Here is a 20,634-nt window from a genome sequence, read left to right as displayed (position 1 = left end):
CTAGATGGGAATCGGCCGGTCCCGGTGCCAGGATGGATCCATGCATGACCGCGCAGGCACCGCCGCCCTCCCGTCCGACCTGATCGACATCGACGAGCTGATCCGGGCGTACCACGACCTCCACCCCGACGTGGACGACCCGGAGCAGAAGGTGGCGTTCGGCACGAGCGGCCACCGCGGCAGCTCGCTGAAGACGGCGTTCAACGAGGACCACATCCTCGCGATCACGCAGGCGATCGTGGAGTACCGCGCCGAGCAGGGCATCACCGGTCCCCTCTTCATCGGCCGCGACACCCACGGGCTGTCGAAGCCCGCCGAGGACACCGCGCTCGAGGTGCTCGTCGCCAACGGCGTGCGCGTGCTCGCCGACTCCCGCGACTCCTGGTGCCCCACGCCCGCCCTCTCGCACGCGATCCTCCGCTGGAACCGCGACGACGAGCACGGCGACGACGACGTGGCCGACGGCATCGTCGTGACCCCCAGCCACAACCCGCCCGCCGACGGCGGCTTCAAGTACAACCCGCCGCACGGCGGCCCGGCCGACTCCGACGCCACCGGCTGGATCGCGTCGCGCGCCAACGCGATCATCGCGGGCGGCCTCGTCGACGTGAAGCGCGTGGGCCTCGAGGACGCGCGCGCGCAGGTCGAGGGCTACGACTTCCTCGGCCACTACGTGGACGACCTCGGCTCCATCATCGACATGGAGGCGATCAAGGAGGCGGGCGTGCGCATCGGCGCGGATCCGCTCGGCGGCGCGTCCGTCGAGTACTGGGCCGCGATCGGCGAGCGCTACGGCCTCGACCTCGAGGTCGTGAACCCCGAGGTGGACCCCGCCTGGTCGTTCATGACGCTCGACTGGGACGGCAAGATCCGCATGGACCCGTCCTCCTCCTCCGCGATGGCGAGCGTGCTCGCGCGCAAGGACGACTTCGACATCCTCACGGGCAACGACGCCGACGCCGACCGCCACGGCATCGTCACCCCGGACGCCGGGCTCATGAACCCGAACCACTACCTCGCCGTCGCGATCGACTACCTCTACGCGCACCGCCCGCAGTGGCGTGCGGACGCCGCGATCGGCAAGACGCTGGTGTCCTCCAGCGTGATCGACCGGGTCGCCGGGTCGCTCGGCCGCCGCCTCTGGGAGGTGCCGGTGGGCTTCAAGTGGTTCGTCCCCGGCCTCATCGACGGATCCGTGGGCTTCGGCGGCGAGGAGTCCGCCGGCGCGAGCTTCCTCCGCATGGACGGCACGGTGTGGACCACGGACAAGGACGGGATCCTGCTGGCGCTGCTCGCGTCGGAGATCCTCGCGGTCACGGGCAAGACGCCGAGCGTCCTCTACCGCGAGCTCACCGAGCGCTTCGGCGACCCGGTGTACGAGCGCGTGGACGCGGCCGCGTCCAAGGCGCAGAAGGCCACGCTCGGCAAGCTCGACGGCGACGCCATCCAGGCCACCGAGGTCGCGGGCGACCCGATCACCGCCAAGCTCAGCACCGCGCCCGGCAACGGCGCGGCCGTCGGCGGCGTCAAGGTCGTCACCGCGAACGCGTGGTTCGCGGCCCGCCCGAGCGGCACCGAGGACGTCTACAAGATCTACGCCGAGTCGTTCGTGGGGCTCGACCACCTGCACGCCGTGCAGGCGGAGGCCAAGCGGATCGTCGACGCGGCGCTCGACGCGTAGCGCGCGCCGCGGACGCGACGCCGCCCTGTGCGCGTTCGCATCCGCGGTGCTTAGGCTTGGGGCATGCGCCATTCCGGGGATGTGGACGCGTTCGTCTGGGACGAGCCGTCGATGCACCCCGCCGACGGTCCCGCGAGCGCCGCGCCGATCGTCGACCGGGCCGTCCGGCTCCCCGACGGCCATGCGCGCCGCCGGATCGTGTCGCTCGGGGCGCTCCTCGCCGTGGTCATCGCGGGCATGGTCGTCACGCACAGCGACGGCCGCGGGCTGTGGCCGGACGTGTTCTACGCCGCCGCCATCCACCTCGCGCTCATCGCCGTGATGCCGCGGATCGACTCGGTCGTCCACGGGGCCGCCGTGCTCGTGTGGTGCACGGGGATCGAGCTGCTGCAGATCACCGGCTGGCCCGCGATCTGGGCCCTGCACGCGCCGCTGTGCCGCCTGCTGATCGGCACCGGGTTCGACCCCGTGGACCTCGCGGCCTACGCGGCCGGCGTGCTGCTCGTGCTCCTCGTCGACCGGCTGCTGCGGGTCGGCCGGGGCATCGGCGACGTGGGCTAGGAGACGCTCCAGAAGTGCACCTCGGCGCCGGGGTGCTCCGTGGTGATGGTCGCGTCGAGGTCGCGGTAGTCGTTGTCGAGGTTGTGGCCGACCATCTTCACGACGTTGCCGCCGTCCTTCGGCTCGATGGCCGAGACGATCTGCGTGTGGTCGGGCGAGGAGTTGCGGTTCCAGTCGAAGATGACGATGTCGCCGACCTTCAGCTGGTCGCGGTCGGCGAGCTCGAGGCGCTTCACGCCGAGCGTGGACGCGTTCGCCGTGAGCCACTTGTCGAACGTGGGCACGTGGATCCACGCGTAGGTCCAGTCGGATCCGCCGCCGCGGTTGTGCCACTCCGTGGTCATCTGCCAGCCGCGCTGGATGAGGGTCTGGCTGACGAAGTTGACGCAGTCGCCGCCGGACGGGTTGAAGTTCCCGTACTCCTGGAGGTTGTAGGCGTCCCAGTGGGCGAGCGCGTACTGGAGCTGCTTGTCGACCGGCGTCTGGGCGGCGTAGGCGGCGGTCGCCGCGGTGAGCGGGGCATCGCCGGCCATGACCTGGATGTCGGCGGAGCGGTCCTCGTAGTCGGTGGAGCGGGGCGCCACGACCGTGACGGATCCGTCGCCGGCGACCTGCAGGTCGGTGCCCGCGGTGCCCGCGAACATGACCGCGGTCGCGCCGGACAGGCCGGCGCCCGTGAGCGTGACGGTCTGGCCGCCCGACACCGAGAGGGTCGCGGGCTCGACCGCGGAGACGGCGGGCGAGGATCCGGACGCGGCGGGCTGGCCGTCGGCTCCGCCGCCGAGGGTCGCGCGAGGCGCGGGCTCCTGGCGGGTGCATGCGGCGAGGACGGCGGTCACGGGGACCGCGAGCGCGGCGGCGAGGATGCTGCGGCGGCGGATGTCGGCGATCACGTGCTGCCTTCGTAGGTAGGGGGCGCGCCCGGGATGCCGGACCCCCTCAGGGTAACCCCGGCCCCTGCGGATCGACTCAGCGCGACACCGCGCCTAGTGTGGCGGGATGAGCGTCGACGTGACCCACGACCCCGACGGCTCGCGCTACACGCTGTGGCTCGACGGCGAGCGCGCGGGCTTCGCGGACTACCTGATCCAGGGCGACCGCATCGTCTTCACCCACACGGAGGTCGACCCCGCGAAGCGGCGCGGCGGCCTCGGCGGCGAGCTGGTGCGGGCGGCGCTCGACGACGTGCGCGGCGGATCCCGCACGGTCGTGGCCGCGTGCCCGTTCGTCGCGGAGTGGATCGACGAGCACCCCGACTACCGGGAGCTGCTCGAGCGGGGCTGAGCCGGTGCGCTCGCGAGGCGCACGCATGCGCCTCGCGAGTCCGCTCCCCCCGACGGGTCTCCCCGTCGCCCGCGGTCGCGAGCGCAGCCTCCTGAGGAGGTTCGATCGGACCGCGTCGCCGCTCGGCCCCGTGGGGCCGGAAGGACGACGTGGTGACTCTAGGCGCGCGGATCAGGGAGCGAGCTGCGGGAGTCGCCCTCCGGACAGCACCGACACGGAGCGGACAGCGGCACTTCGCCAGGCGGACAGTCCCCCGATCAGGGGACGCGCGTGAGCCACTCCGGCGTCGAGAACTTGTCGTCCACCAGCTGGCGCGTCTTCGCCCACTCCTCGGGCGTGACCTGCCCCGGCTTGCCGCCGTAGAGGCCCGTGAAGGTGGCCTTCATCCGGTCGATGATGTCGGCGCGGCTCATGCCCGTCTGGCTGCGGAGCGGATCCACGCGCTTGGCGGCGCTCGTGATGCCCTTGTCGCTGATCTTCTCGCGGCCGATGCGGAGCACCTGCACCATCTTCTCGCCGTCCATGTCGTAGCTCATGGTGACGTGGTGCAGCACGGCGCCGGCGCCGAGCCGCTTCTGCGCGGCCCCGCCGATCTTGCCGCTGGGGCTCGTGATGTCGTTGAGCGGCTGGTACGACGCGTCGATGCCGAGCGAGCGGAGCGCGGTGATGACCCACTCGTCGAGGTAGGCGTAGGAGTCCGCGAACGTCATGCCCTGCACGAGGTCGACGGGGGCGTAGATCGAGTACGTGATGACGGCGCCCGCCTCCATGTACATGGCGCCGCCGCCCGAGACGCGGCGCACGACGTCGAACCCGTGGGCGGCGGCCTGCTCGGCGTCGACCTCGTTGCGGAGCGACTGGAAGCTGCCGATGACGACGGCCGGCTGCTCCCACTCCCAGATGCGGAGCGTCGGGTTGCGGCGACCGGCGCCGACCTCCTCGGCGAGCACCTGGTCGAGGGCCATCTGCTCGACGGGCCGGTAGGCGCGGTCGTGGATGACCTCCCACTCGTAGTCGCCCCAGTTCGTGGCGCGCGCGAGGGAGCGGCGGATCGCGACGGCGACCGCCTCGGGCGAGAAGCCGAGGAGCGTGGCCTCCGGCGGGAGCGCACGGCGGATCGCGGCGGCGATGGCGTTGGCGTCGCTGTCCTCGGGGAGGCCGTTGACCGCGCCGTCGATGGCCTCGAGCGCGTCGTCGGGCTCGAGGAAGAAGTCGCCCGCCAGGCGGAAGCCGGAGATGCGCCCGTCGGTCACGTCCAGGTCGACCACGACGAGCTTGCCGCCGGGGACCTTGTACTCACCATGCATCCGCCCAGCCTAGGCCGCGCCGCCGACCGCGGACGGTTCGCGGATCGTCGCGGCCCGGCCGGTGTGGGACGGTGGGGCATGCGCATCACCTGGGCGGTCGTCCGCCTCGTCACCGCCGCCGCCGTGCTGGTCGCGGTCGTCAGCCAGTACGTCGTCAGCTCCACCTACTGGCGGAGCATCGGGGTGGAGGGGATCTGGGGCAAGACGGTCGACTTCCTCATGTACTTCACGATCGAGTCGAACCTGCTGGCGGCCGTGGTCATGGGCGCGGGCGCCGTGCGGCTGCTGCGTCGGGCGCCCGCCCCCGGGCGCGGCTGGACGACGCTCCGGCTGGCGGCCACCACGTACATGGTCACCACCGGCATCGTCTACAACCTGCTCCTGCGCGGCCTGCCGACGATCCCCGGCGGCAACCTCCCGTGGTCGAACGAGGTGCTGCACGTGGCCGTGCCGCTGCTCGTCCTCGCCGACTGGCTGCTCGCCCCCGACCGCCGGGCGCTCGGCTACGGCGCGGTGGGCCGGGTCGTGGTCTTCCCGCTCGTCTGGGTCGCGGTCACGCTCGCGCGCGGGCCGGTCACGGGCAACGAGGTCACGGGAGCGGCGACCTACTACCCGTACCCGTTCCTGGATCCCGCGACGGGCGGCGGCGGGTACGCGACGGTCGCGGTGTGGGTCGTCATCATCGCCGCGCTGATCTGCGGGCTGACGCTGCTGCTGACGCGGGCCGGCCGCCGCGCGTCGCGCACCGCGGAGGCCTGATCGGGCTCTCCACCGCGCCTCGGCATTCGAACATGCGTTCGAACATCCGGGCTATGCTCGCGCCATGAGCATCGCATTCCAGGCCTCCCTCTTCGACGACCTCCAGGCGGAGCCCGGCCTCGGCGCGCTCGGGTCGGAGGTCGAGCGGCTCGATCTGGGGCAGGGCGCATGGCTCGACATCCGGCCCGGCTGGGTCAGCGACTCGGACGCGCTGTTCGAGCGACTCGTGGAGGACGTGGAGTGGACGGCGGACACGCGGCTCATGCACGGCCGCACCGTCGAGGTGCCGCGGCTCCTGTCGTGGTTCGGGCCGCGCGCGACCCTCCCGGCGCCCGTGCTCGTCGCGGCGCGCGACGCGCTCAATGACCACTACGGCCGCCCGCCCGGGCAGGTGCTCGAGACGGCGGGGCTGTGCTTCTACCGCACGGGCGACGACAGCGTCGCGTGGCACGGCGACCGCGTCGGGCGCGCCATCGACCGCGACACCATGGTCGCCATCGTCTCGGTCGGCGCCGCGCGCACGCTGTCGCTCCGGCCGAAGGGCGGCGGCGAGGTGCGGAGGTTCCCCCTCGGGCACGGCGACCTCGTGGTGATGGGCGGCAGCGCGCAGCGCACGCACGAGCACGCCATCCTCAAGACGGCGAAGGCGGTCGGGCCGCGCATCAGCATCCAGTTCCGGCCGGTCTGGCCCGCCTGAGCCATCGCCTCCTCGATCGGGGACGGGCGGCGGCGATGGGAACGATCCCGCTGTTCAGGAGGCATTCCGCCGGATGTCGCTCCGGGCGACCCGCTGTTCCCCTCGGGCGGGGAGGATCTCGCCTGGCATCGACGCTCCCGGGCGCGACCCGCCGGGATCCCCCGCGTCGAGCCGAGCACGCGTCGCCGCGGAACCCCGCGGCTCCGCGCGCCCTCCGCGTCGCCGCACCGTGGGATCCCCCGCCCACGGGTCCCGGCACGATCCAGGAAGAAGGACCGTCACCGTGAGCACCTCCAAGCCCGAAGAGCACGCCCCGGACGTCGACCTCGCGGCCGGCGTCGACGCCGCACCCCCGCTCGACCCCTCCCGCCCCTACCGCACCGCTATCCGCCCGGGCGTCAGCCGTCGCACCGTCCTGCTCGGCGGCGCCGCCGCGATCATGGCCGGCGTCGCCGCGGGATCCGCCGCCGGCACCGGCACCGCGAGCGCCACCGCCGCGGCCGCCGCCCGCCGGAACCTCACGCGCTCCATCAAGGACGTCGAGCACGTGGTGATCCTCATGCAGGAGAACCGCTCGTTCGACCACTACTTCGGCACGCTGCCGGGCGTCCGCGGCTTCGGCGACAAGCAGGCCGTCGAGCTCCCCGGCGGCGGCACCGTGTTCGCGCAGCCCGACGCGAGCCGTCCCGACGGCGGGCGCATGCTGCCCTTCCCGCTCGACTCGTCCCGCTTCAACGCGCAGGGCGCCGGCGGACTCGACCACTCCTGGAAGGGCGGTCACCAGGCCTGGAACAAGGGCGCGTGGGACAACTGGGTGGTCGCCAAGAGCGAGCAGACCATGGGCTACTTCACGAAGGACGACCTGCCCTTCCACCACGCCCTCGCCTCCGCGTTCACGATCGCGGACCACTACCACTGCTCGCTCATCGGCCCGACGACCCCGAACCGGCTCTTCCAGTGGACCGGCACGATCGATCCACGCGGGAAGGCCGGCGGCCCCGCCATCGACAACCCCGACGACTACGCCCCCGTCTTCGGCTGGACGACGTACCCCGAGCGGCTCCGGCAGGCCGGGATCACGTGGAAGACGTACGCGAACGACGAGGTCGGCGACGAGGGCACGCACCCCTACGTGGGCGACTACGGCGACAACCCGCTGTGGCTGTTCCACCAGTACCACGAGGCGCTCGCGTCGGAGGATCCCGCGACGCGCCAGCTCGCGCTCGACGGCGGCCTGCACGACGGGTGGAAGCCGGACTCCGGCAAGGGCCTCGACGTCACGCACCTGCTGGAGGAGTTCGGGAAGGACGCCGCCGCGAACACGCTGCCGCAGGTGTCCTACGTCGTCGCGCCGTACGGCTGGAGCGAGCACCCGAAGGCCAGCCCCGACTACGGCGCGCACTACACGAACGCCGTGATCCAGGCGCTCATGAGCAACCCCGACACCTGGGCGAGCACGGTGCTCCTCATCAACTACGACGAGAACGACGGCTACTTCGACCACCAGCTGCCGCCGCTCGCGGAGCCGGGCACGCCCGACGAGTACGTCGACGGCCTGCCCGTCGGCTACGGCACGCGCGTGCCGCTCACGGTGGTGTCGCCGTGGAGCCGCGGCGGCTGGGTCGACTCGCAGGTGTTCGACCACACCTCGGTGATCCGCTTCCTCGAGACCTGGACGGGCGTGCACGAGCCGAACATCTCCGACTGGCGGCGCACAATCTCCGGCGACCTCACCTCGTGCTTCGACTTCGCCCACCCGGACTTCTCGATCCCGTCCGCCCGGGAGGTGCTGCCGATGAGCGCGACCCAGGCGCTCGTGGCGGCCGCCGACGCCGACATGGCGAAGCCCCCGGTGCAGGAGCCCGCGGTGGGCGCGCAGCGGATGCCCGAGCAGGAGGACGGCACCATGCGCCACCGCCCGCTCCCCTACCGGCAGGACGCGGACGTGGCGGTGGACCGGGCGACCGGCCGGGTCACGCTGACGATGCGCAACGGCGGCCGGCAGGGCGTCTCGCACCAGGTGTTCCCGAACATCGCGCTGCCTTTCGCGTCGACGCCCTTCACCGTCGCCGCGCGCGGGACGGCGTCGTACACGTGGGACAGCCGGGCGCACGCCGGCGCGTACGACTTCAGCGTCTACGGGCCCGACCGGTTCCTGCGCCGCTTCGCCGGAACCGTCGTCGCGGCGGGGAAGGCCGACGTGCCCGTGCCCCGCGTCTCGGCCCAGACGATCCCGGGCGGCAAGCCCGTGCTGCGCCTCACGCTCGCGAACGACGGGACGCCCTCGGTGCACTACACGCTGACGGCCAACGACTTCATCACGCGCGAGCGCCACGAGACCGTGAAGCCCGGACGAAGCACGACGGTGAACTGGCCGGTGGACGAGTGGGGCTACTACGACGTGGTGGTCACCGACGGTGCCGGCTTCCGGTACCGGTACGCGGGTCGCGTGGAGTAGCGCCGCACGTCGCACGACGACGCCGGCCGGTCCCGCGCGGGGCCGGCCGGCGTCGTCGTGCGCGCGGGGGCGCGGGGCGCGTCAGGCGCGGGCGCGATCTTGATCCGCGGCGGCGTCCGCGCCGCCGCGCCCCGTCCCGAGGTGCGCCTCGGAGGCGTCCGGGCGACCCTCCTCCACGAGCGCCAGGTCGAGCGGCTCGGCGGCGCGCACGACGGCGTCGGCGTCGGCGAGACCCAGGTGGGTGAGCAGCGGGATCCAGAGGCTGCGCAGCCGCTCCACCTGATCCCCCGCGGGCGCGCTCGGCGACCGGTAGGAGAGCACGCCGAAGGTCGAGCTGAGCAGGACGTCGACGACGGCATCGAGGTCGGCGACGCGGACCCCCTGGACGGCGAGCTCCGCCTCCAGGTGCTGCCGGGCGAACCGCCACACGTCGAAGCGGCGCTCGACGGCGATGCCGAGGCGCGGCATGTCCTGGAGCAGGCGGATCGCGCCGGCGGCGACGGGGCAGACCTCGACCGTGCGCGCGGCGGTGAGCAGGAAGACGACGAGCTCGGGCAGCGCGCCCGGCTGGTCGAGCGCGGCCTCGATGCGCAGCCAGCGGTCCTCCTGGTCCTCGACGACCGCCCCCGCGAGGCGCTCCTTGGACGAGAAGAGGTGGTACCCGATGGCGGACTTGGGCTTGCCCATCGCCTCGGCCACCCGCGAGAACGACGTGCCCTCGTAGCCGTGGGCCGCGAACTGAGCGCCCGCCGCCTCGACGATCTCGCGCCGCGCCCGGGACACCGCCGCCTGCCGCTGGTTCATGTCGCTCCTGTCCGCCGCCCGTCGGGGGTCGAGGGATGGTACCCGCCCGGGTCGACAGGAGGCCGACCGCGGGGTGAACGGAGGGAGCGACACCGGTGGCGTCCGAGCACTCGTCAGACGAGCGTCTGACGGACATGAGCCGTTCACCGGGAAATAGCCGATCGACACCGGAGCGCGGGGATCGCGTCCCTAGCGTGCTCGCGGGGCGATGGTCGCCCCTCGATACGGAAGGTCAGTCATGTCCCTCGCATCACCCGCAGCCCCGATCCACTCCCGCCGGTCCGTCCGCCTGCTCGCCGCCGCCGCGACCGCCACCGCGGTCGTCCTCTTCGGCATGGGCGCCGGCGACGCCGCCCAGGCCGCCCCCGCCCACCTCGAGCAGTCGGTCGTGGCGTCCTCCCTCCTCAACGGCACGTTCGAGCACGACGTCAAGAGCGGCAAGATCACCGTCGATCAGCTCGCCACCGTCGCGACCGAAGGCGTGGTCGTCGGCGGCCAGCGCATCGAGGCGTGGGCCGCGAAGGGCGAGAGCCACGCGCAGGTCGCCGCCGAGATCCGCGCGGAGATCCAGGACACCGCGCCGTCGCACGCCCACGCGGTGGAGGACGCGGCGATCCAGCAGACCCTCTCCTCCCCGGATGGGCGGCCCGTCACGAAGGCGCAGGTCATCGAGAAGGGCGACGCCCGCGGCGTCACCGAGTCCAAGTGGTTCTGGAGCAACCACGAGTGGCACATCGCCGGTGGCATCGTGAAGACGATCATCGCGGTGGGCCTCGCGGCGTACCTCGGCACGGTCTGCATCACGCTCGACCTGTCGAAGCTCTCCTGCGTCGCGCTCGGCGTGCTCATCACGGGGCTCGGCGAGTACATGAAGAGCACCAGCTGCGGCCAGGGCTACTACTTCGACTTCCCGAAGGTGTGGAAGTCGCACTGCGGCGGATGACGCTCTCCCCGGTCTCCTGACCGGGACGCGGGGCGGCGGGCTGGATCTCCAGCCCGCCGCCTCGTCGCGTCCAGCCGGTTCCCGCGTCCGCTCTCCACAAGAAGTGAGAACTGTTCTCAATCAGGGATAGCATCCGCACGCGCCATCGCGCACTCCCCCTGAATCGAAGCTGGATCCCGCATGCCCTCTCGCCCCTCTTCCCTCCCACCCGTCGAGGCCCGCGGGCCCGCCGAGCGCCCGCCGACCGAGGGCCGGATCCGCACCCTCGTCCGCCGCGCTCCGCGGCCCGCGCACGGCCGCTCCGTCGCGATCGGCACGGGCGTCGTCGCCCTCGCGGCCGTCGCGGCTCTCGTCGCGAGCGCGCTGACCGGCACCGGATCCGCATCCGCGTCGGCCGACGCGTCAGCCGCCGCCGCCGCCCGCGCCGCGTCCGGCCTCCGCGCGCTCGACGGGTCAGCCCCGTCGTGGCCCGCTGCCGCATCCGCCGCGCGGATCGGCGACGCACCGGCCGACGCGACGATCGCCCTCACGGTTCTGCTGGATCCCGCCCGCCCCGATGCCACCCCGGCCGTGGCCGCCTGGCTGCGCGACCGCGGGCTCGAGGTGGGCGACGCGCGCGGCGAGGTGTCGGCGCTGCCCGTCTCCGGCACGCTGGCGCTCGCGTCGCGCGCCTTCGACACCGGGTTCGCCCGGTTCCGCGTCGACGGCCGCGAGGTGATCGCCCCCGAACGGACCCTCGCGGTGCCCGCGGCCCTCGACGCCGTGCGCGGCGTCGCCGGCACCGTGCAGGGCGACGTGCTGATGCCGACGGACGCGGAGGCGGAAGACACCTCGACGACCGCGGCCGACACCGCGCAGGCTCCCTCCGCCGCGGACCCCGTCCCCGCGCCGATCCCCGGGCAGGCGTCCGGCGGATCCCCCGCGTCCTCCGCCGACGACGGCACGTGCGCCGCCTGGTGGGGCCAGCGCCTCACGGACGCGTGGCCCGCGTCCGTCGACGTGGCCCACCGCTCGAACTCGCTGTGCGGCTACGGCCCGGCGCAGCTGCGGCGCGTGGACGACGTCCCCGCCGAGGACCGCGGCGCCGGCGCGACCATCGCCATCGTCGCGGCCTACGACGACCCGGACACGAAGGCCGACACCGACACCTACTCCCTGGCGGTCGGCGAGCCCGCCTTCACGGCCGGTCAGTACCGCGACCACCCGTCCGCCGCGCCGCGCACCGGCATCTGCGGCGGCCCGACGGCGTGGACGGACGAGCAGCACCTCGACGTGCAGGCCGTCCACGCGATGGCGCCCGACGCCGCCGTCTCCTACTGGGGCGCCGACGACTGCACGAGCACGAGCCTCTACACGCGGATCCTCGACGCGGCCGAGGACGGACCCGACGTGATCAGCCTGTCCTTCGGCGCGATGGAGGGCCTCGACACCGCGGACGACCGCGAGCTCCTCAACCGCGTGCTCGTGGAGGCGGCGGCGCGCGACGTGTCGGTCTTCGCATCCACCGGCAACGACGGCGACTACAGCGGCGTCGGCGACCACGGCGGGAACGCCACCGTGGCGTCGCCCGCGTCGAGCCCGTACGTCACGGCGGTCGGCGCGACGAGCACGGGCCTCGCCGAGGACGGATCCATCGCCGTCGAGGCGGGCTGGGAGACCGAGACCCGCTTCGCGCGCAACGGCGCACTGATCCCGCCGGGCTTCGCGTTCGGCGCGGGCGGCGGCCAGTCGGCCGAGTACGCGCGTCCCACCTGGCAGGCCGACCGGCTCCCGGTCGCGGGCACCGGCCGGCTGCTGCCGGACGTGGCCTCGCTGGGGGATCCGGACACGGGCTTCATCACCTACGGCCCGCACAAGGGCCGCACCCAGTACGCGGCGCACGGCGGCACGAGCCTCGCGACGCCGATGGTCGCGTCCATGGTCGCGATCTCCAAGGCCGTCACCGGTCGGCGCTTCGGGCTCGCGAGCCCCGCCCTCTACGCGCTGATGGGCACGGGCGCCCTGCGGGACGTGCAGCCCGCGTCCGCCGCGACATGGTCCCCGACGGGGCCGTCGGCGGGAGCGCTGTGGCCCGAGACGCTCTTCATGTGGGACACCGGGAGGCAGGGGCTGCGCTCCGCCCCCGGCTGGGACGACGTGACCGGGGCCGGCGTGCCCGCGGGTCGCGCGTTCATCGAGGGCCTCGGCGCGGGGGCGAGACGATGAGGCGGGTGACGCGCGGATCCACGTCGCGCCCCTCCCTCGGTCTCGTCGGCGTGACCGGCGCCACCGCCCTCGCGGCCCTCCTCGCCCTCGGCGGGCTCGCGCCCCTCGCGGCGCACGCGGCCGACGTCGTGCTCGCGCACGCCTCGGGCGTGGAGATCATCGACATCGACGGCGACACGCTCACCGCGCCCACGCCCCTCGCGGAGTGGTCCGCGGGGGCCGCGGTCACGCGCACCGCCGCCTCCACCGGCGACGTGCTCAAGGAGAACACGACCCGCACGACCGGCCTCTCCTCCACCGCCGGTCCCACCGGCGCGACGAGCACCATCGCGAGCGGCGAGCTGACGCTGCGCGACCGGCCGGCGATCGTGTTCTCCGGCCTCACCGTCTCGTGCACGCCCGGCGGCACGCCCGCCGTGCACCTCGACCGGCTGACGATCGGCGGCGCGGACGTGACCGCGGACGCCGACGCGACGCCCGGCTGGTCGCGCGACCTGCCGGAGTCGATCTACGGCGCGACCCGCGTCATCGTCGGCGCCACGTCGACGGGCGACGACGGATCCGCGACCACCGTCGGCGTCGACGTGGAGGCGGAGCCCGGCGCCTCGGAGATCTGGCGCGTGCGCGCCGCATCCGTGACGTGCGCGGCGGCCGCCGCCGTGCCGGTCCCGGCGCCGTCGGCCTCGCCGACGCCGGCGCCGACCCCGGCGCCGACCCCGGCGCCCGACCCGGATCCGACCCCCGCGCCGGATCCGACCCCCGCGCCCGACCCGACCCCCGCGCCGGATCCCGATCCCGCACCCGCTCCCACCGCCGGCCGCGTCGCGACGGGCGTCACCGTCACGGCTCCCGACGGCACGCCCGTGATCGACGGGCAGCCGCGCGTCGAGGGCCTCGACCGCCGGTCCTCCGCCGACGCGCTGGACGCGACGGACGGATCCGCGGAGCACGCCGCATCCGTGCGCGTCGAGACCGGCGCCGACGGCACCACCACGATCGGCGTCGGCTCGTTCGAGCAGCTGCCCGGCGCGCCGGCCGACCCGCTCGCCGAGTACCGCTGGACGGCGTTCCGCGTCTACGGGCTCACCGCCACGGTGACGCCAGCGGGAGCCGTCTCGACCGAGTTCGCGGATCCCGGCAGCGCGGTCTTCGTCGACGGCCGCTGGATCGACACCACGACCGACCTCTACACGGGCGTCGACGAGCAGGGCGCGCCCCGCGTCACCGTCGCGTTCGGCGAGCACGAGACGGCGGCCGACGGCACCGTCACGGTCACCGCCGTGCACTACCGCGACCTGACCGGCGCGCACCCGGACGTGCGCCTGGGCACGGTCGTGGTGCCGCCCGCGGCCGGGCAGGTCGTGGGCGCGTACGGCGTCGGCGTCACCGCGCCGGACGGCACGGTGCTCGTCGCGCCGCAGCCGGCCGCGACCGTCGCCGCCCCGCACGCCGCGGCGGACGCCGTGACCGGCACGGGGACGGATCCCGACACCGCGTCGGCCGTCGCCGTCGACCTCGGCACGGGCGACGCCACGGGCACCGCCACGGTCGACGTGGGCGCGTTCCGCCAGGTGCCGGATGCCTCCACGGATCCGCTCGCCGACTACCGCTGGCCGGCCCTCCGGGTGAACGGCCTGCACGCGGCCGTTTCCGCCGCGGGCGCCATGACCGTGTCCTTCGCGGATGCGGGCAACGCGGTCTTCGTGAACGGCGTGTGGATCGACACCACCACCGACCTCTACACGGGCGTCGACGAGAACGGCACCCCGCGCGTCGAGGTCCGCTTCGGCGAGCGGTCGGTCGCATCCGACGGCACGGTGACCCTCACCGCGCTGCACTACCGCGACCTCACCGGGCAGCACCCCGAGGTGCGGCTGGGTGTCGTGACCGTGGCGGCGGGCGGCTCGACGACGCCCGCGCCGGATCCGTCGCCGACGCCCGTCGTGATCGTGCCGGACACCGCGCCCGCCGGCTGGTCGGCGTACGGGATCCGCGCGACCGGGCCGAGCGCCGTCGCGGCGACGCCCGTGGCGCGGCCCGACGACGCGGCGGGCACCGCGGGCACGGGGAGCGCGGCCGCTGCATCGCCGTCCTCCGCCTCGCCGTCCGCGCTCGCGCCGGACACGCTCGGCACCCCGCACGCGGCGACCGCGTCCGACGCGACCTCCGCGTCGGCCGCCGCCCCCGCCGCCACGACCGACCCCGCCACCGCGGGCGACGGCGCCGCGGGCCAGATCCGCGCCTCGGGCATCCGCCTCGCGTCGAGCAGCGGATCCGGCAGCGCCGCCCTCGACGACGTCGCCCTCTACCCGGGCACCCGCCTGGCCGTCGCGATCCGGGGCCTCCGGGTCGAGGTCGCCGACGGCGCCGTGCGCGTCTCGAGCGACGGCGGCAGCATCGCGGGCGCCGCGCTCGCGGCCGGCGACATCGCCCCGGGCACGCGGTTCGCGCTGCCCGACGGCGGATCCGCGGTGCTCGCCGAGGACGTGACCGCGGGCGCGTCCCGCACGGTCACGGGCCTGCACCTGGTCGACGCGTCCGGCCTCGACGCGGACGTGTCCGCGGCGGTGGTCACGACCGCCGCGGTCGCCGTGAGCCCGGGCGGATCCGGTGCCCCCGGCACGACGCCCGGCGGGTCCGCGTCGGCCGGCACCGCGTCCGGCGGATCCTCGTCGGCTCCGGCCGGCACGGGCACCGCGTCCCCCGGCGCGCTGGCGGCGGACGGCTCGAGCCCGGTCGGCACCTCCGGCGCGAGCGCGAGCGCGAGCACGGGCCTCCGCGGCTCGCTGCCGCGCACCGGATCCTCGCCCGCGTCGGCGCTCGCCCTCGCGGCGCTGCTGCTGGTGGTCGGATCCGCGGCCGCGCTCGAGGCACGACGTCGCCGACGCGCGCGGACGGGCCGCCCGACGCGCGCCTGACCGGACGCACCACCGCACCACCGCCGCCCTCCGTCCCGCATCCCGCGGGCCGGAGGGCGGCGTGCGTCACCAGCGGAGCAGCAGCACGTCCGATCCGCCCTCGCGCCCCACGGGCACGAAGCCGAGCGACGCGTAGAGCGCGCGGGCGCGGTCGTTCCCGTCCTCCACGCTGAGGCTCACGGCCGGTGCGCCGGATGCGCGGACCGCCTCGACGAGCGCGACGAGCATCCGCCGTCCGAGGCCCCGGCCGCGCGCCGACGGGACGAGCGCCATGCCGAGCTCGGGGATGTCGGTCGCGACGAAGCCGTAGCCGCGGTCGTCGTCCGCGTAGAGCCGCGCCCACGCGGCGCCGACGGGATCCGCGGCGACCTCCGCGACCACCCCTACGTCGCCCGGTCGCGGCCAGCCCGAGACGTAGTGCGCGAGCTCCGGGGTGGCGAGCATGCGCTCGCGGGTCATGGATCCGTCGTCGCGCCAGTCCATCGACGCCAGGAGCATGTCCTCGAGGAACGGCAGGTCGTCGGCGCGCGCCGGGCGCAGCGTCGCCTCCGGGAGCGCGCCCGTCATCCCGCGGCTCCGTCGTCGGAGGACGGCTCGGCGGCGACCACGCGCGACACCAGCCAGCTCCGCAGGTCCGCCACCACCTCGTCGCGGTTCGTCTCGTTGTAGATCTCGTGCCGCGCGCCCGGGTAGACGATGAGCAGCACGTCGCTGAGGCGCGAGCGCCTGCTGTAGTCGCGCGCGAGCAGCTGCATGCCGCGCCGGCCGCCGAGCGAGTCCTCCTCGCCGCCCTGGATGAGCACGGGCAGGTCGGTCGCCAGCTTCCGGGGCGGCCGGCCCATGATCTGCACGGAGTCGCGCATCCGGTACGGCTTCAGCGCGTTCACGTCGAAGTTCCGGTCGTCGGCGCCGAACGCGCGCTGGGCCTCGGGATCCCGCGAGAGCCACTCGAAGCCGGACGCCGCCGGGTGCCGCCAGCGCTTGTTGAGGTCGCCCGTGTTGACGACGCCGGGCATCGCGAGCGACGCGCCGCTCAGCACGAGACCCGCGTAGAGGTGGGAGGCGCGCGCCACGATGCGCTGCGCGAGGAGCGCGCCCCAGCTGTGGCCGAGGAGCACGAGCGGCAGGTCGGGGTGCTCGCGCCGCAGCTGCTCGCTCACCAGCTGGATCCCGTCGAGCGCCGCGAGGTGGCGCCTGGGCCCCAGCACGCCGATGCCGAGGTGGCCGAGGCCGGTGGCGCCGTGTCCGCGGTGGTCGTCGGCCGCGACCGTGAAGCCCGCGGCGTTGAGCTCGTGCGCGAGCCGGATGTAGCGCAGCGCGTGCTCGCCGACGCCGTGCGCGATGTGGACGACGGCCCGCGGGCGCTCCGCCTCCCACACGTAGTAGTGGAGGGTGACGCCCTCCGCGTCCACGATGGTGCGGTGGTCGGCTCCGCCGGTGGAGCGCTCGTCGTCGGGCATGGATCCAGACTAGGTGCGCCGGACCCGGCCGCCGAGGCCCCGTCCCGAGGTCACGACTCGCGCGTGATCTCCACCCGCACGAACAGCTTCGACCGGAACGGCCCCGCGTAGATGCCGCGCAGCGGCGCGACGTCGCGGTAGTCGCGGCCCCGGCCGACGAGCACGTGCCGGTCGCCGATGTCGATGAGGTTGGTGGGATCCCATCCGCGCCACTCGCCGCAGAACCACTCGACCCACGCGTGCGACTCGCCCGTGACGGTCTCGCCGACGGCCGCGTTCGGCTTCGGGTGCAGGTAGCCGCTGACGTAGCGGGCGGGGATCCCGACGTGCCGGAGCGCGCCGATGACGATGTGCGTGATGTCCTGGCAGACGCCGCGCCCCTGCTCCCAGGCCTCGCGCGCGGTCGACTGCACGCTCGTGACGCCGGCCATGTACTCGACCTTCTCGCCGATCGCGCGGGCGATCTCCGCCGCCGCCTCGCACGGGGTGCCCGCGCCGCCCGCGATCTCCTCCGCGAGCGCGCGGACCTCCTCGTGCGGCTCGGTGCGCACGGTCTGCGCGACCTGCTCCACGTGGTCGGTGGCCCGCTCGACCTCGATCGCGAGGTCGTCCCAGCCCAGCTGGTGCGGCTCGTGCGTGCGCGGCCGGACCTCGACGAGGCTCGTCGCCGTGAGCTCGAGCGAGCGGTGGGGGCTCAGGATCTCGAACGAGGAGACGCGCGTGCCGAAGTAGTCGACGTACGTGTGGTGCCCCGGCTTGGGCTGGATGTCGAGGTTCGAGTACAGGACGAACTGGTTCTCGCTCGACACGGGCAGCATGCGCGCCTCGTTGTACGAGGCGGTCACCTCGCCCTCGTAGTGGAAACCGGTCCGGTGGGTGATGCGCAGGCGGTTCACGAGTTCTCTCCGACCCAGCTGGGTGCCGCGTTGGTGGGGAAGTAGCGCTGGCGGACGGCCTCGCTGGTGGCGCTGGTGGCCTCCTGCACGGCGTCCATGAAGCGCGGGAGGTCGTCGAGGATCTCCTGGATCGGCCGGTACTCCAGCTCGCTCCGGATCTGCCCGAGCAGCCGCTGCGCCTGGTCGGACACCCCGAGGCGGTCGGTGCGCGGCTCGATGTCGTGCAGGCACTGCTCGGCCCGGCGGATCGAGTGCGTGATCGACCGCGGGAACAGCCGGTCGAGCAGCAGGAACTCCGCCGCGTTGCGCGCGCTCGGCACGCCGCGGTACGTGCGGAGGTAGGCCTCGTACGCGCCGCAGGAGCGGAGGATCGTGGTCCAGGACGGGCCGCTCGCCTCGGTGAGGGCGCGCGTGGCGAGGAGGCGGGCGGTCATGTCGGCGCGTTCGATGGATCGGCCGAGCGTGAAGAACTGCCAGGCCTCGTCGCGGCTCGTGCCCGACTCGACGAGCCCGACCGCGAGGGCCGAGCGCTCGCGCACCCAGCCGAAGAACTCGTGCACGCGGTCGTTCGCGATCTTCCGCGGCATGCGGGCGCGCGTCGTGTTGAGGCACTCCCACAGCTCCGACGAGACGATCTCGCGGGCACGGCGGGCGTTCTCCCGCGCGGCGCCGAGCGAGTAGGCGATGGAGGCGGGCTGCGTGCGGTCCACCGCGAGGAGGGCGAGCACGTCGTCACGGCCGAGGACGTCCTCGCTCGGCACGTCGCTGCCCATCACGCTGAGGAGGGAGCGGCAGGCGGTGTCCTCGTCGATCCACGGATCCTCCAGCAGCAGCTGCAGGTGCACGTCGAGGATGCGGGCGGTGCCGTCCGACCGCTCGATGTAGCGGCCGATCCAGAACAGCGACTCGGCGATGCGCGACAGCATGGGCATCAGCGGTCCCCCTCGGTGGTGGCGGTGGCGTCGGAGGTGGCTGCTGCTGCGGGCGCGGCCGCCTGCTGCTGCTGCTCGTGCTGGTCGCGGTTGCGCGGGGCGTCGTGCGGCGACTGGTCGGGCGCCTTCTCCCCGTTCTGGATGATCGGGATGGACGTGGTCACCGCCGCCTGGTCGGCCACGAGCGTCTGCACGCTGCGCTCTCGCGTCGCCGCGGGGAAGCCGGAGTCGCCGACGACCCAGGTGTCCTTGGATCCGCCGCCCTGGCTGCTGTTGACCACGAGCTGGCCCTCGGGGAGCGCGACGCGCGTGAGCCCGCCGGGCAGCACCCAGATGTCGCGGCCGTCGTTGACGGCGAACGGGCGGAGGTCGGCGTGCCGCGGGCGCATGCCGTCCTCCACGAGCGTGGGGATGGTGGACAGCTGCACGACGGGCTGCGCGATCCAGCCGCGCGGGTCCTTGAGGAGCCGCGCCCGCAGCTCCGCGAGCTCGCCCGCGCTGGCGGCCGGGCCGACCACGAGGCCCTTGCCGCCGGATCCGTCGACGGGCTTCACGACGAGCTCCGGCAGCCGGTCGAGCACCTCCTCGAGCGAGTCGGGCTCCTCGAGGCGCCAGGTGTCGACGTTCGGGATGATCGCGTCCTCGGCCAGGTAGTAGCGGATGAGGTCGGGCAGGTACGTGTAGACGAGCTTGTCGTCGGCGACGCCGTTGCCCACCGCGTTCGCGATGGTGACGTTGCCGAGGCGCGCCGCGAGCATGAGGCCGGGCGAGCCGAGCATGGAGTCGGCGCGGAACTGCAGCGGATCCAGGAACTCGTCGTCGACGCGGCGGTAGATGACGTCGACGCGCATGGGGCCGCCCGTGGTGCGCATCCAGACGCGGCCGCCGGAGCAGAACAGGTCGCGGCCCTCGACGAGCTCGACGCCCATGAGGCGCGCGAGCAGCGTGTGCTCGAAGTAGGCGCTGTTGTAGACGCCGGGCGTGAGGACGACGACGTTCGGGTCCTCGACGCCGTCGGGCGCGCTCGCGCGGAGCGCCTGCAGGAGCTTGTTCGGGTAGTCGCCGACGGGCCGCACGCGCATCGAGACGAACAGCTCGGGCAGCGTCTGCGCCATGACGCGGCGGTTGGAGATGACGTAGCTGACGCCGGACGGCACGCGCACGTTGTCCTCGAGCACGCGCATCTCGCCGGCCTCGTCGCGCACGAGGTCGATGCCGGAGACCTGGATGCGGACGCCGTTGGCCGGGTCGATGCCGGCGGCCTGGCGGTGGAAGTGGCTGGACGAGCTGATGAGCCGGGCCGGGATCACGCCGTCGCGGATCGCGCGCTGCGGCCCGTACACGTCGGCGAGGAACGCCTCGAGCGCCCGGACCCGCTGCGCGACGCCCTTCTCGAGCCGGCTCCACTCGGCCTGCTCGATGACGCGCGGCACGGCGTCGAGCGGGAACGGCCGCTCCTCGCCCGCGAAGTCGAAGGTGACGCCCTGCGCGAGGTAGCTGGTGGCGAGCGCGTCGGTGCGGTCCTTCAGCTCGTCCTGGGTCATGCGGGAGAGGGCCGCGTGGATCTCGCGGTAGGCGGCCCGGGCGACGGCCGGCTCGCCCGCGACGGGCGGATCCCGGAACATCTCGTCGAACGGCATCGCGCCGCCGGAGGCTCGTCTGGCGGCCGCGAGCGTGCCGTATCCCTCGAACAGATCACCCATGTCGGGAGCCTAACGGGGGCGTGTGT

Annotated in this window: 17 protein-coding genes; 9 read left to right on the top strand and 8 right to left on the bottom strand. The window is 74.1% G+C overall.

What is annotated here, in order from left to right; translation table 11 throughout:
• Nucleotides 1–40: 40 nt before the first annotated feature.
• Nucleotides 41–1,681 (top strand): phosphoglucomutase (alpha-D-glucose-1,6-bisphosphate-dependent), encoded by a 1,641-nt coding sequence (pgm, locus tag JOE38_RS12895; protein WP_204576648.1) that lies wholly within the window; start codon nt 41–43, stop codon nt 1,679–1,681.
• 63 nt (nt 1,682–1,744) lie between these two features.
• Nucleotides 1,745–2,242, top strand: a complete 498-nt coding sequence (locus JOE38_RS12890) for a ribosomal maturation YjgA family protein (RefSeq protein ID WP_204576647.1) — start codon at nt 1,745–1,747, stop codon at nt 2,240–2,242.
• Here the strand turns inward: JOE38_RS12890 and JOE38_RS16055 are convergent.
• On the bottom strand, nt 2,239–3,135 hold the full coding sequence (locus JOE38_RS16055; RefSeq protein WP_204576646.1) for an amidase domain-containing protein: 897 nt from the start codon (nt 3,133–3,135) through the stop codon (nt 2,239–2,241). The two genes, JOE38_RS12890 and JOE38_RS16055, sit on opposite strands and share 4 nt — an antisense overlap.
• Nucleotides 3,136–3,241: 106 nt before the next feature.
• Here JOE38_RS16055 and JOE38_RS12880 point away from each other — a divergent pair, with 106 nt between their 5' ends.
• Entirely contained in the window at nt 3,242–3,526 is a 285-nt protein-coding gene (locus JOE38_RS12880) for a GNAT family N-acetyltransferase (RefSeq protein WP_011931728.1), read from the top strand.
• A 257-nt stretch (nt 3,527–3,783) separates the two neighbouring features.
• Here JOE38_RS12880 and JOE38_RS12875 read toward each other — a convergent pair whose 3' ends face one another.
• Entirely contained in the window at nt 3,784–4,833 is a 1,050-nt protein-coding gene (locus tag JOE38_RS12875; RefSeq protein ID WP_204576645.1) for a lipoate--protein ligase family protein, read from the bottom strand.
• A gap of 78 nt (nt 4,834–4,911) precedes the next feature.
• Here JOE38_RS12875 and JOE38_RS12870 point away from each other — a divergent pair, with 78 nt between their 5' ends.
• The 3 genes from JOE38_RS12870 (at nt 4,912) to JOE38_RS12860 (ending at nt 8,747) form a co-directional block, all read left to right on the top strand.
• The gene (locus JOE38_RS12870; RefSeq protein ID WP_204576644.1) at nt 4,912–5,592 is read left to right on the top strand and encodes a Pr6Pr family membrane protein; all 681 of its coding nucleotides are present in this window, start codon (nt 4,912–4,914) and stop codon (nt 5,590–5,592) included.
• A gap of 64 nt (nt 5,593–5,656) precedes the next feature.
• Nucleotides 5,657–6,289 (top strand): alpha-ketoglutarate-dependent dioxygenase AlkB, encoded by a 633-nt coding sequence (locus JOE38_RS12865; protein WP_204576643.1) that lies wholly within the window; start codon nt 5,657–5,659, stop codon nt 6,287–6,289.
• Between the two features lie 283 nt (nt 6,290–6,572).
• Nucleotides 6,573–8,747 (top strand): phosphocholine-specific phospholipase C, encoded by a 2,175-nt coding sequence (locus JOE38_RS12860; protein WP_204576642.1) that lies wholly within the window; start codon nt 6,573–6,575, stop codon nt 8,745–8,747.
• 81 nt (nt 8,748–8,828) lie between these two features.
• Here the strand turns inward: JOE38_RS12860 and JOE38_RS12855 are convergent, their stop codons facing one another.
• Nucleotides 8,829–9,551 carry a helix-turn-helix domain-containing protein gene (locus JOE38_RS12855; RefSeq protein ID WP_204576641.1) on the bottom strand — a complete coding sequence of 241 codons (723 nt, stop codon included), beginning with the start codon at nt 9,549–9,551 and terminating at the stop codon, nt 8,829–8,831.
• Between the two features lie 238 nt (nt 9,552–9,789).
• Between JOE38_RS12855 and JOE38_RS12850 the strand changes: the two genes are divergently transcribed.
• The 3 genes from JOE38_RS12850 to JOE38_RS12840 all read left to right on the top strand — a co-directional run bounded on the left by JOE38_RS12850 (nt 9,790) and on the right by JOE38_RS12840 (nt 15,617).
• On the top strand, nt 9,790–10,494 hold the full coding sequence (locus JOE38_RS12850) for a hypothetical protein (protein WP_204576640.1): 705 nt from the start codon (nt 9,790–9,792) through the stop codon (nt 10,492–10,494).
• Nucleotides 10,495–10,674: 180 nt separating this feature from the next.
• A complete protein-coding gene (locus tag JOE38_RS12845; protein ID WP_204576639.1) occupies nt 10,675–12,699 on the top strand; it encodes a S53 family peptidase in 2,025 nt (674 codons plus the stop codon).
• Nucleotides 12,696–15,617, top strand: coding sequence for a hypothetical protein (locus tag JOE38_RS12840; protein ID WP_204576638.1), 2,922 nt, complete (start codon nt 12,696–12,698; stop codon nt 15,615–15,617). Before JOE38_RS12845 ends, JOE38_RS12840 begins: the two co-directional genes overlap by 4 nt.
• A gap of 66 nt (nt 15,618–15,683) precedes the next feature.
• Here the strand turns inward: JOE38_RS12840 and JOE38_RS12835 are convergent, their stop codons facing one another.
• Genes JOE38_RS12835 through JOE38_RS12815 form a run of 5 tightly spaced genes read right to left on the bottom strand, consistent with a single transcriptional unit; the run spans nt 15,684 to nt 20,608 of the window.
• The gene (locus JOE38_RS12835) at nt 15,684–16,184 is read right to left on the bottom strand and encodes a GNAT family N-acetyltransferase (RefSeq protein WP_204576637.1); all 501 of its coding nucleotides are present in this window, start codon (nt 16,182–16,184) and stop codon (nt 15,684–15,686) included.
• Nucleotides 16,181–17,077: an alpha/beta fold hydrolase gene (locus tag JOE38_RS12830; protein WP_204576636.1), complete on the bottom strand. Its 897-nt coding sequence runs from the start codon at nt 17,075–17,077 to the stop codon at nt 16,181–16,183. The genes JOE38_RS12835 and JOE38_RS12830 overlap by 4 nt, the downstream gene beginning before the upstream one ends.
• A gap of 50 nt (nt 17,078–17,127) precedes the next feature.
• Complete coding sequence (locus JOE38_RS12825; protein WP_204576635.1) at nt 17,128–17,973, bottom strand: transglutaminase family protein; 846 nt, start codon at nt 17,971–17,973, stop codon at nt 17,128–17,130.
• Nucleotides 17,970–18,899: an alpha-E domain-containing protein gene (locus JOE38_RS12820; protein WP_041464281.1), complete on the bottom strand. Its 930-nt coding sequence runs from the start codon at nt 18,897–18,899 to the stop codon at nt 17,970–17,972. Before JOE38_RS12820 ends, JOE38_RS12825 begins: the two co-directional genes overlap by 4 nt.
• Nucleotides 18,900–18,904: 5 nt before the next feature.
• Nucleotides 18,905–20,608 carry a circularly permuted type 2 ATP-grasp protein gene (locus JOE38_RS12815; RefSeq protein WP_204576634.1) on the bottom strand — a complete coding sequence of 568 codons (1,704 nt, stop codon included), beginning with the start codon at nt 20,606–20,608 and terminating at the stop codon, nt 18,905–18,907.
• Nucleotides 20,609–20,634 lie beyond the last annotated feature (26 nt).

The organism is Clavibacter michiganensis, from assembly GCF_016907085.1.
GTDB lineage: Bacteria > Actinomycetota > Actinomycetes > Actinomycetales > Microbacteriaceae > Clavibacter > Clavibacter michiganensis_O.
Note: the sequence above shows the minus strand (reverse complement) of the source record. Positions and strands in the feature narration are given on the sequence as shown.

Bases quoted from the DNA above. Each gene is read 5' to 3' on its own strand.
- pgm (WP_204576648.1), top strand. From the start codon at position 41: ATGCATGACCGCGCAGGCACCGCCGCCCTCCCGTCCGACCTGATCGAC.
- JOE38_RS12850 (WP_204576640.1), top strand. From the start codon at position 9,790: ATGTCCCTCGCATCACCCGCAGCCCCGATCCACTCCCGCCGGTCCGTC.
- JOE38_RS12865 (WP_204576643.1), top strand. From the start codon at position 5,657: ATGAGCATCGCATTCCAGGCCTCCCTCTTCGACGACCTCCAGGCGGAG.
- JOE38_RS12835 (WP_204576637.1), bottom strand. From the start codon at position 16,184: ATGACGGGCGCGCTCCCGGAGGCGACGCTGCGCCCGGCGCGCGCCGAC.
- JOE38_RS12890 (WP_204576647.1), top strand. From the start codon at position 1,745: ATGCGCCATTCCGGGGATGTGGACGCGTTCGTCTGGGACGAGCCGTCG.
- JOE38_RS12880 (WP_011931728.1), top strand. From the start codon at position 3,242: ATGAGCGTCGACGTGACCCACGACCCCGACGGCTCGCGCTACACGCTG.
- JOE38_RS12870 (WP_204576644.1), top strand. From the start codon at position 4,912: ATGCGCATCACCTGGGCGGTCGTCCGCCTCGTCACCGCCGCCGCCGTG.
- JOE38_RS12820 (WP_041464281.1), bottom strand. From the start codon at position 18,899: ATGCTGTCGCGCATCGCCGAGTCGCTGTTCTGGATCGGCCGCTACATC.
- JOE38_RS12815 (WP_204576634.1), bottom strand. From the start codon at position 20,608: ATGGGTGATCTGTTCGAGGGATACGGCACGCTCGCGGCCGCCAGACGA.
- JOE38_RS12840 (WP_204576638.1), top strand. From the start codon at position 12,696: ATGAGGCGGGTGACGCGCGGATCCACGTCGCGCCCCTCCCTCGGTCTC.
- JOE38_RS12845 (WP_204576639.1), top strand. From the start codon at position 10,675: ATGCCCTCTCGCCCCTCTTCCCTCCCACCCGTCGAGGCCCGCGGGCCC.
- JOE38_RS12875 (WP_204576645.1), bottom strand. From the start codon at position 4,833: ATGCATGGTGAGTACAAGGTCCCCGGCGGCAAGCTCGTCGTGGTCGAC.
- JOE38_RS12830 (WP_204576636.1), bottom strand. From the start codon at position 17,077: ATGCCCGACGACGAGCGCTCCACCGGCGGAGCCGACCACCGCACCATC.
- JOE38_RS12855 (WP_204576641.1), bottom strand. From the start codon at position 9,551: ATGAACCAGCGGCAGGCGGCGGTGTCCCGGGCGCGGCGCGAGATCGTC.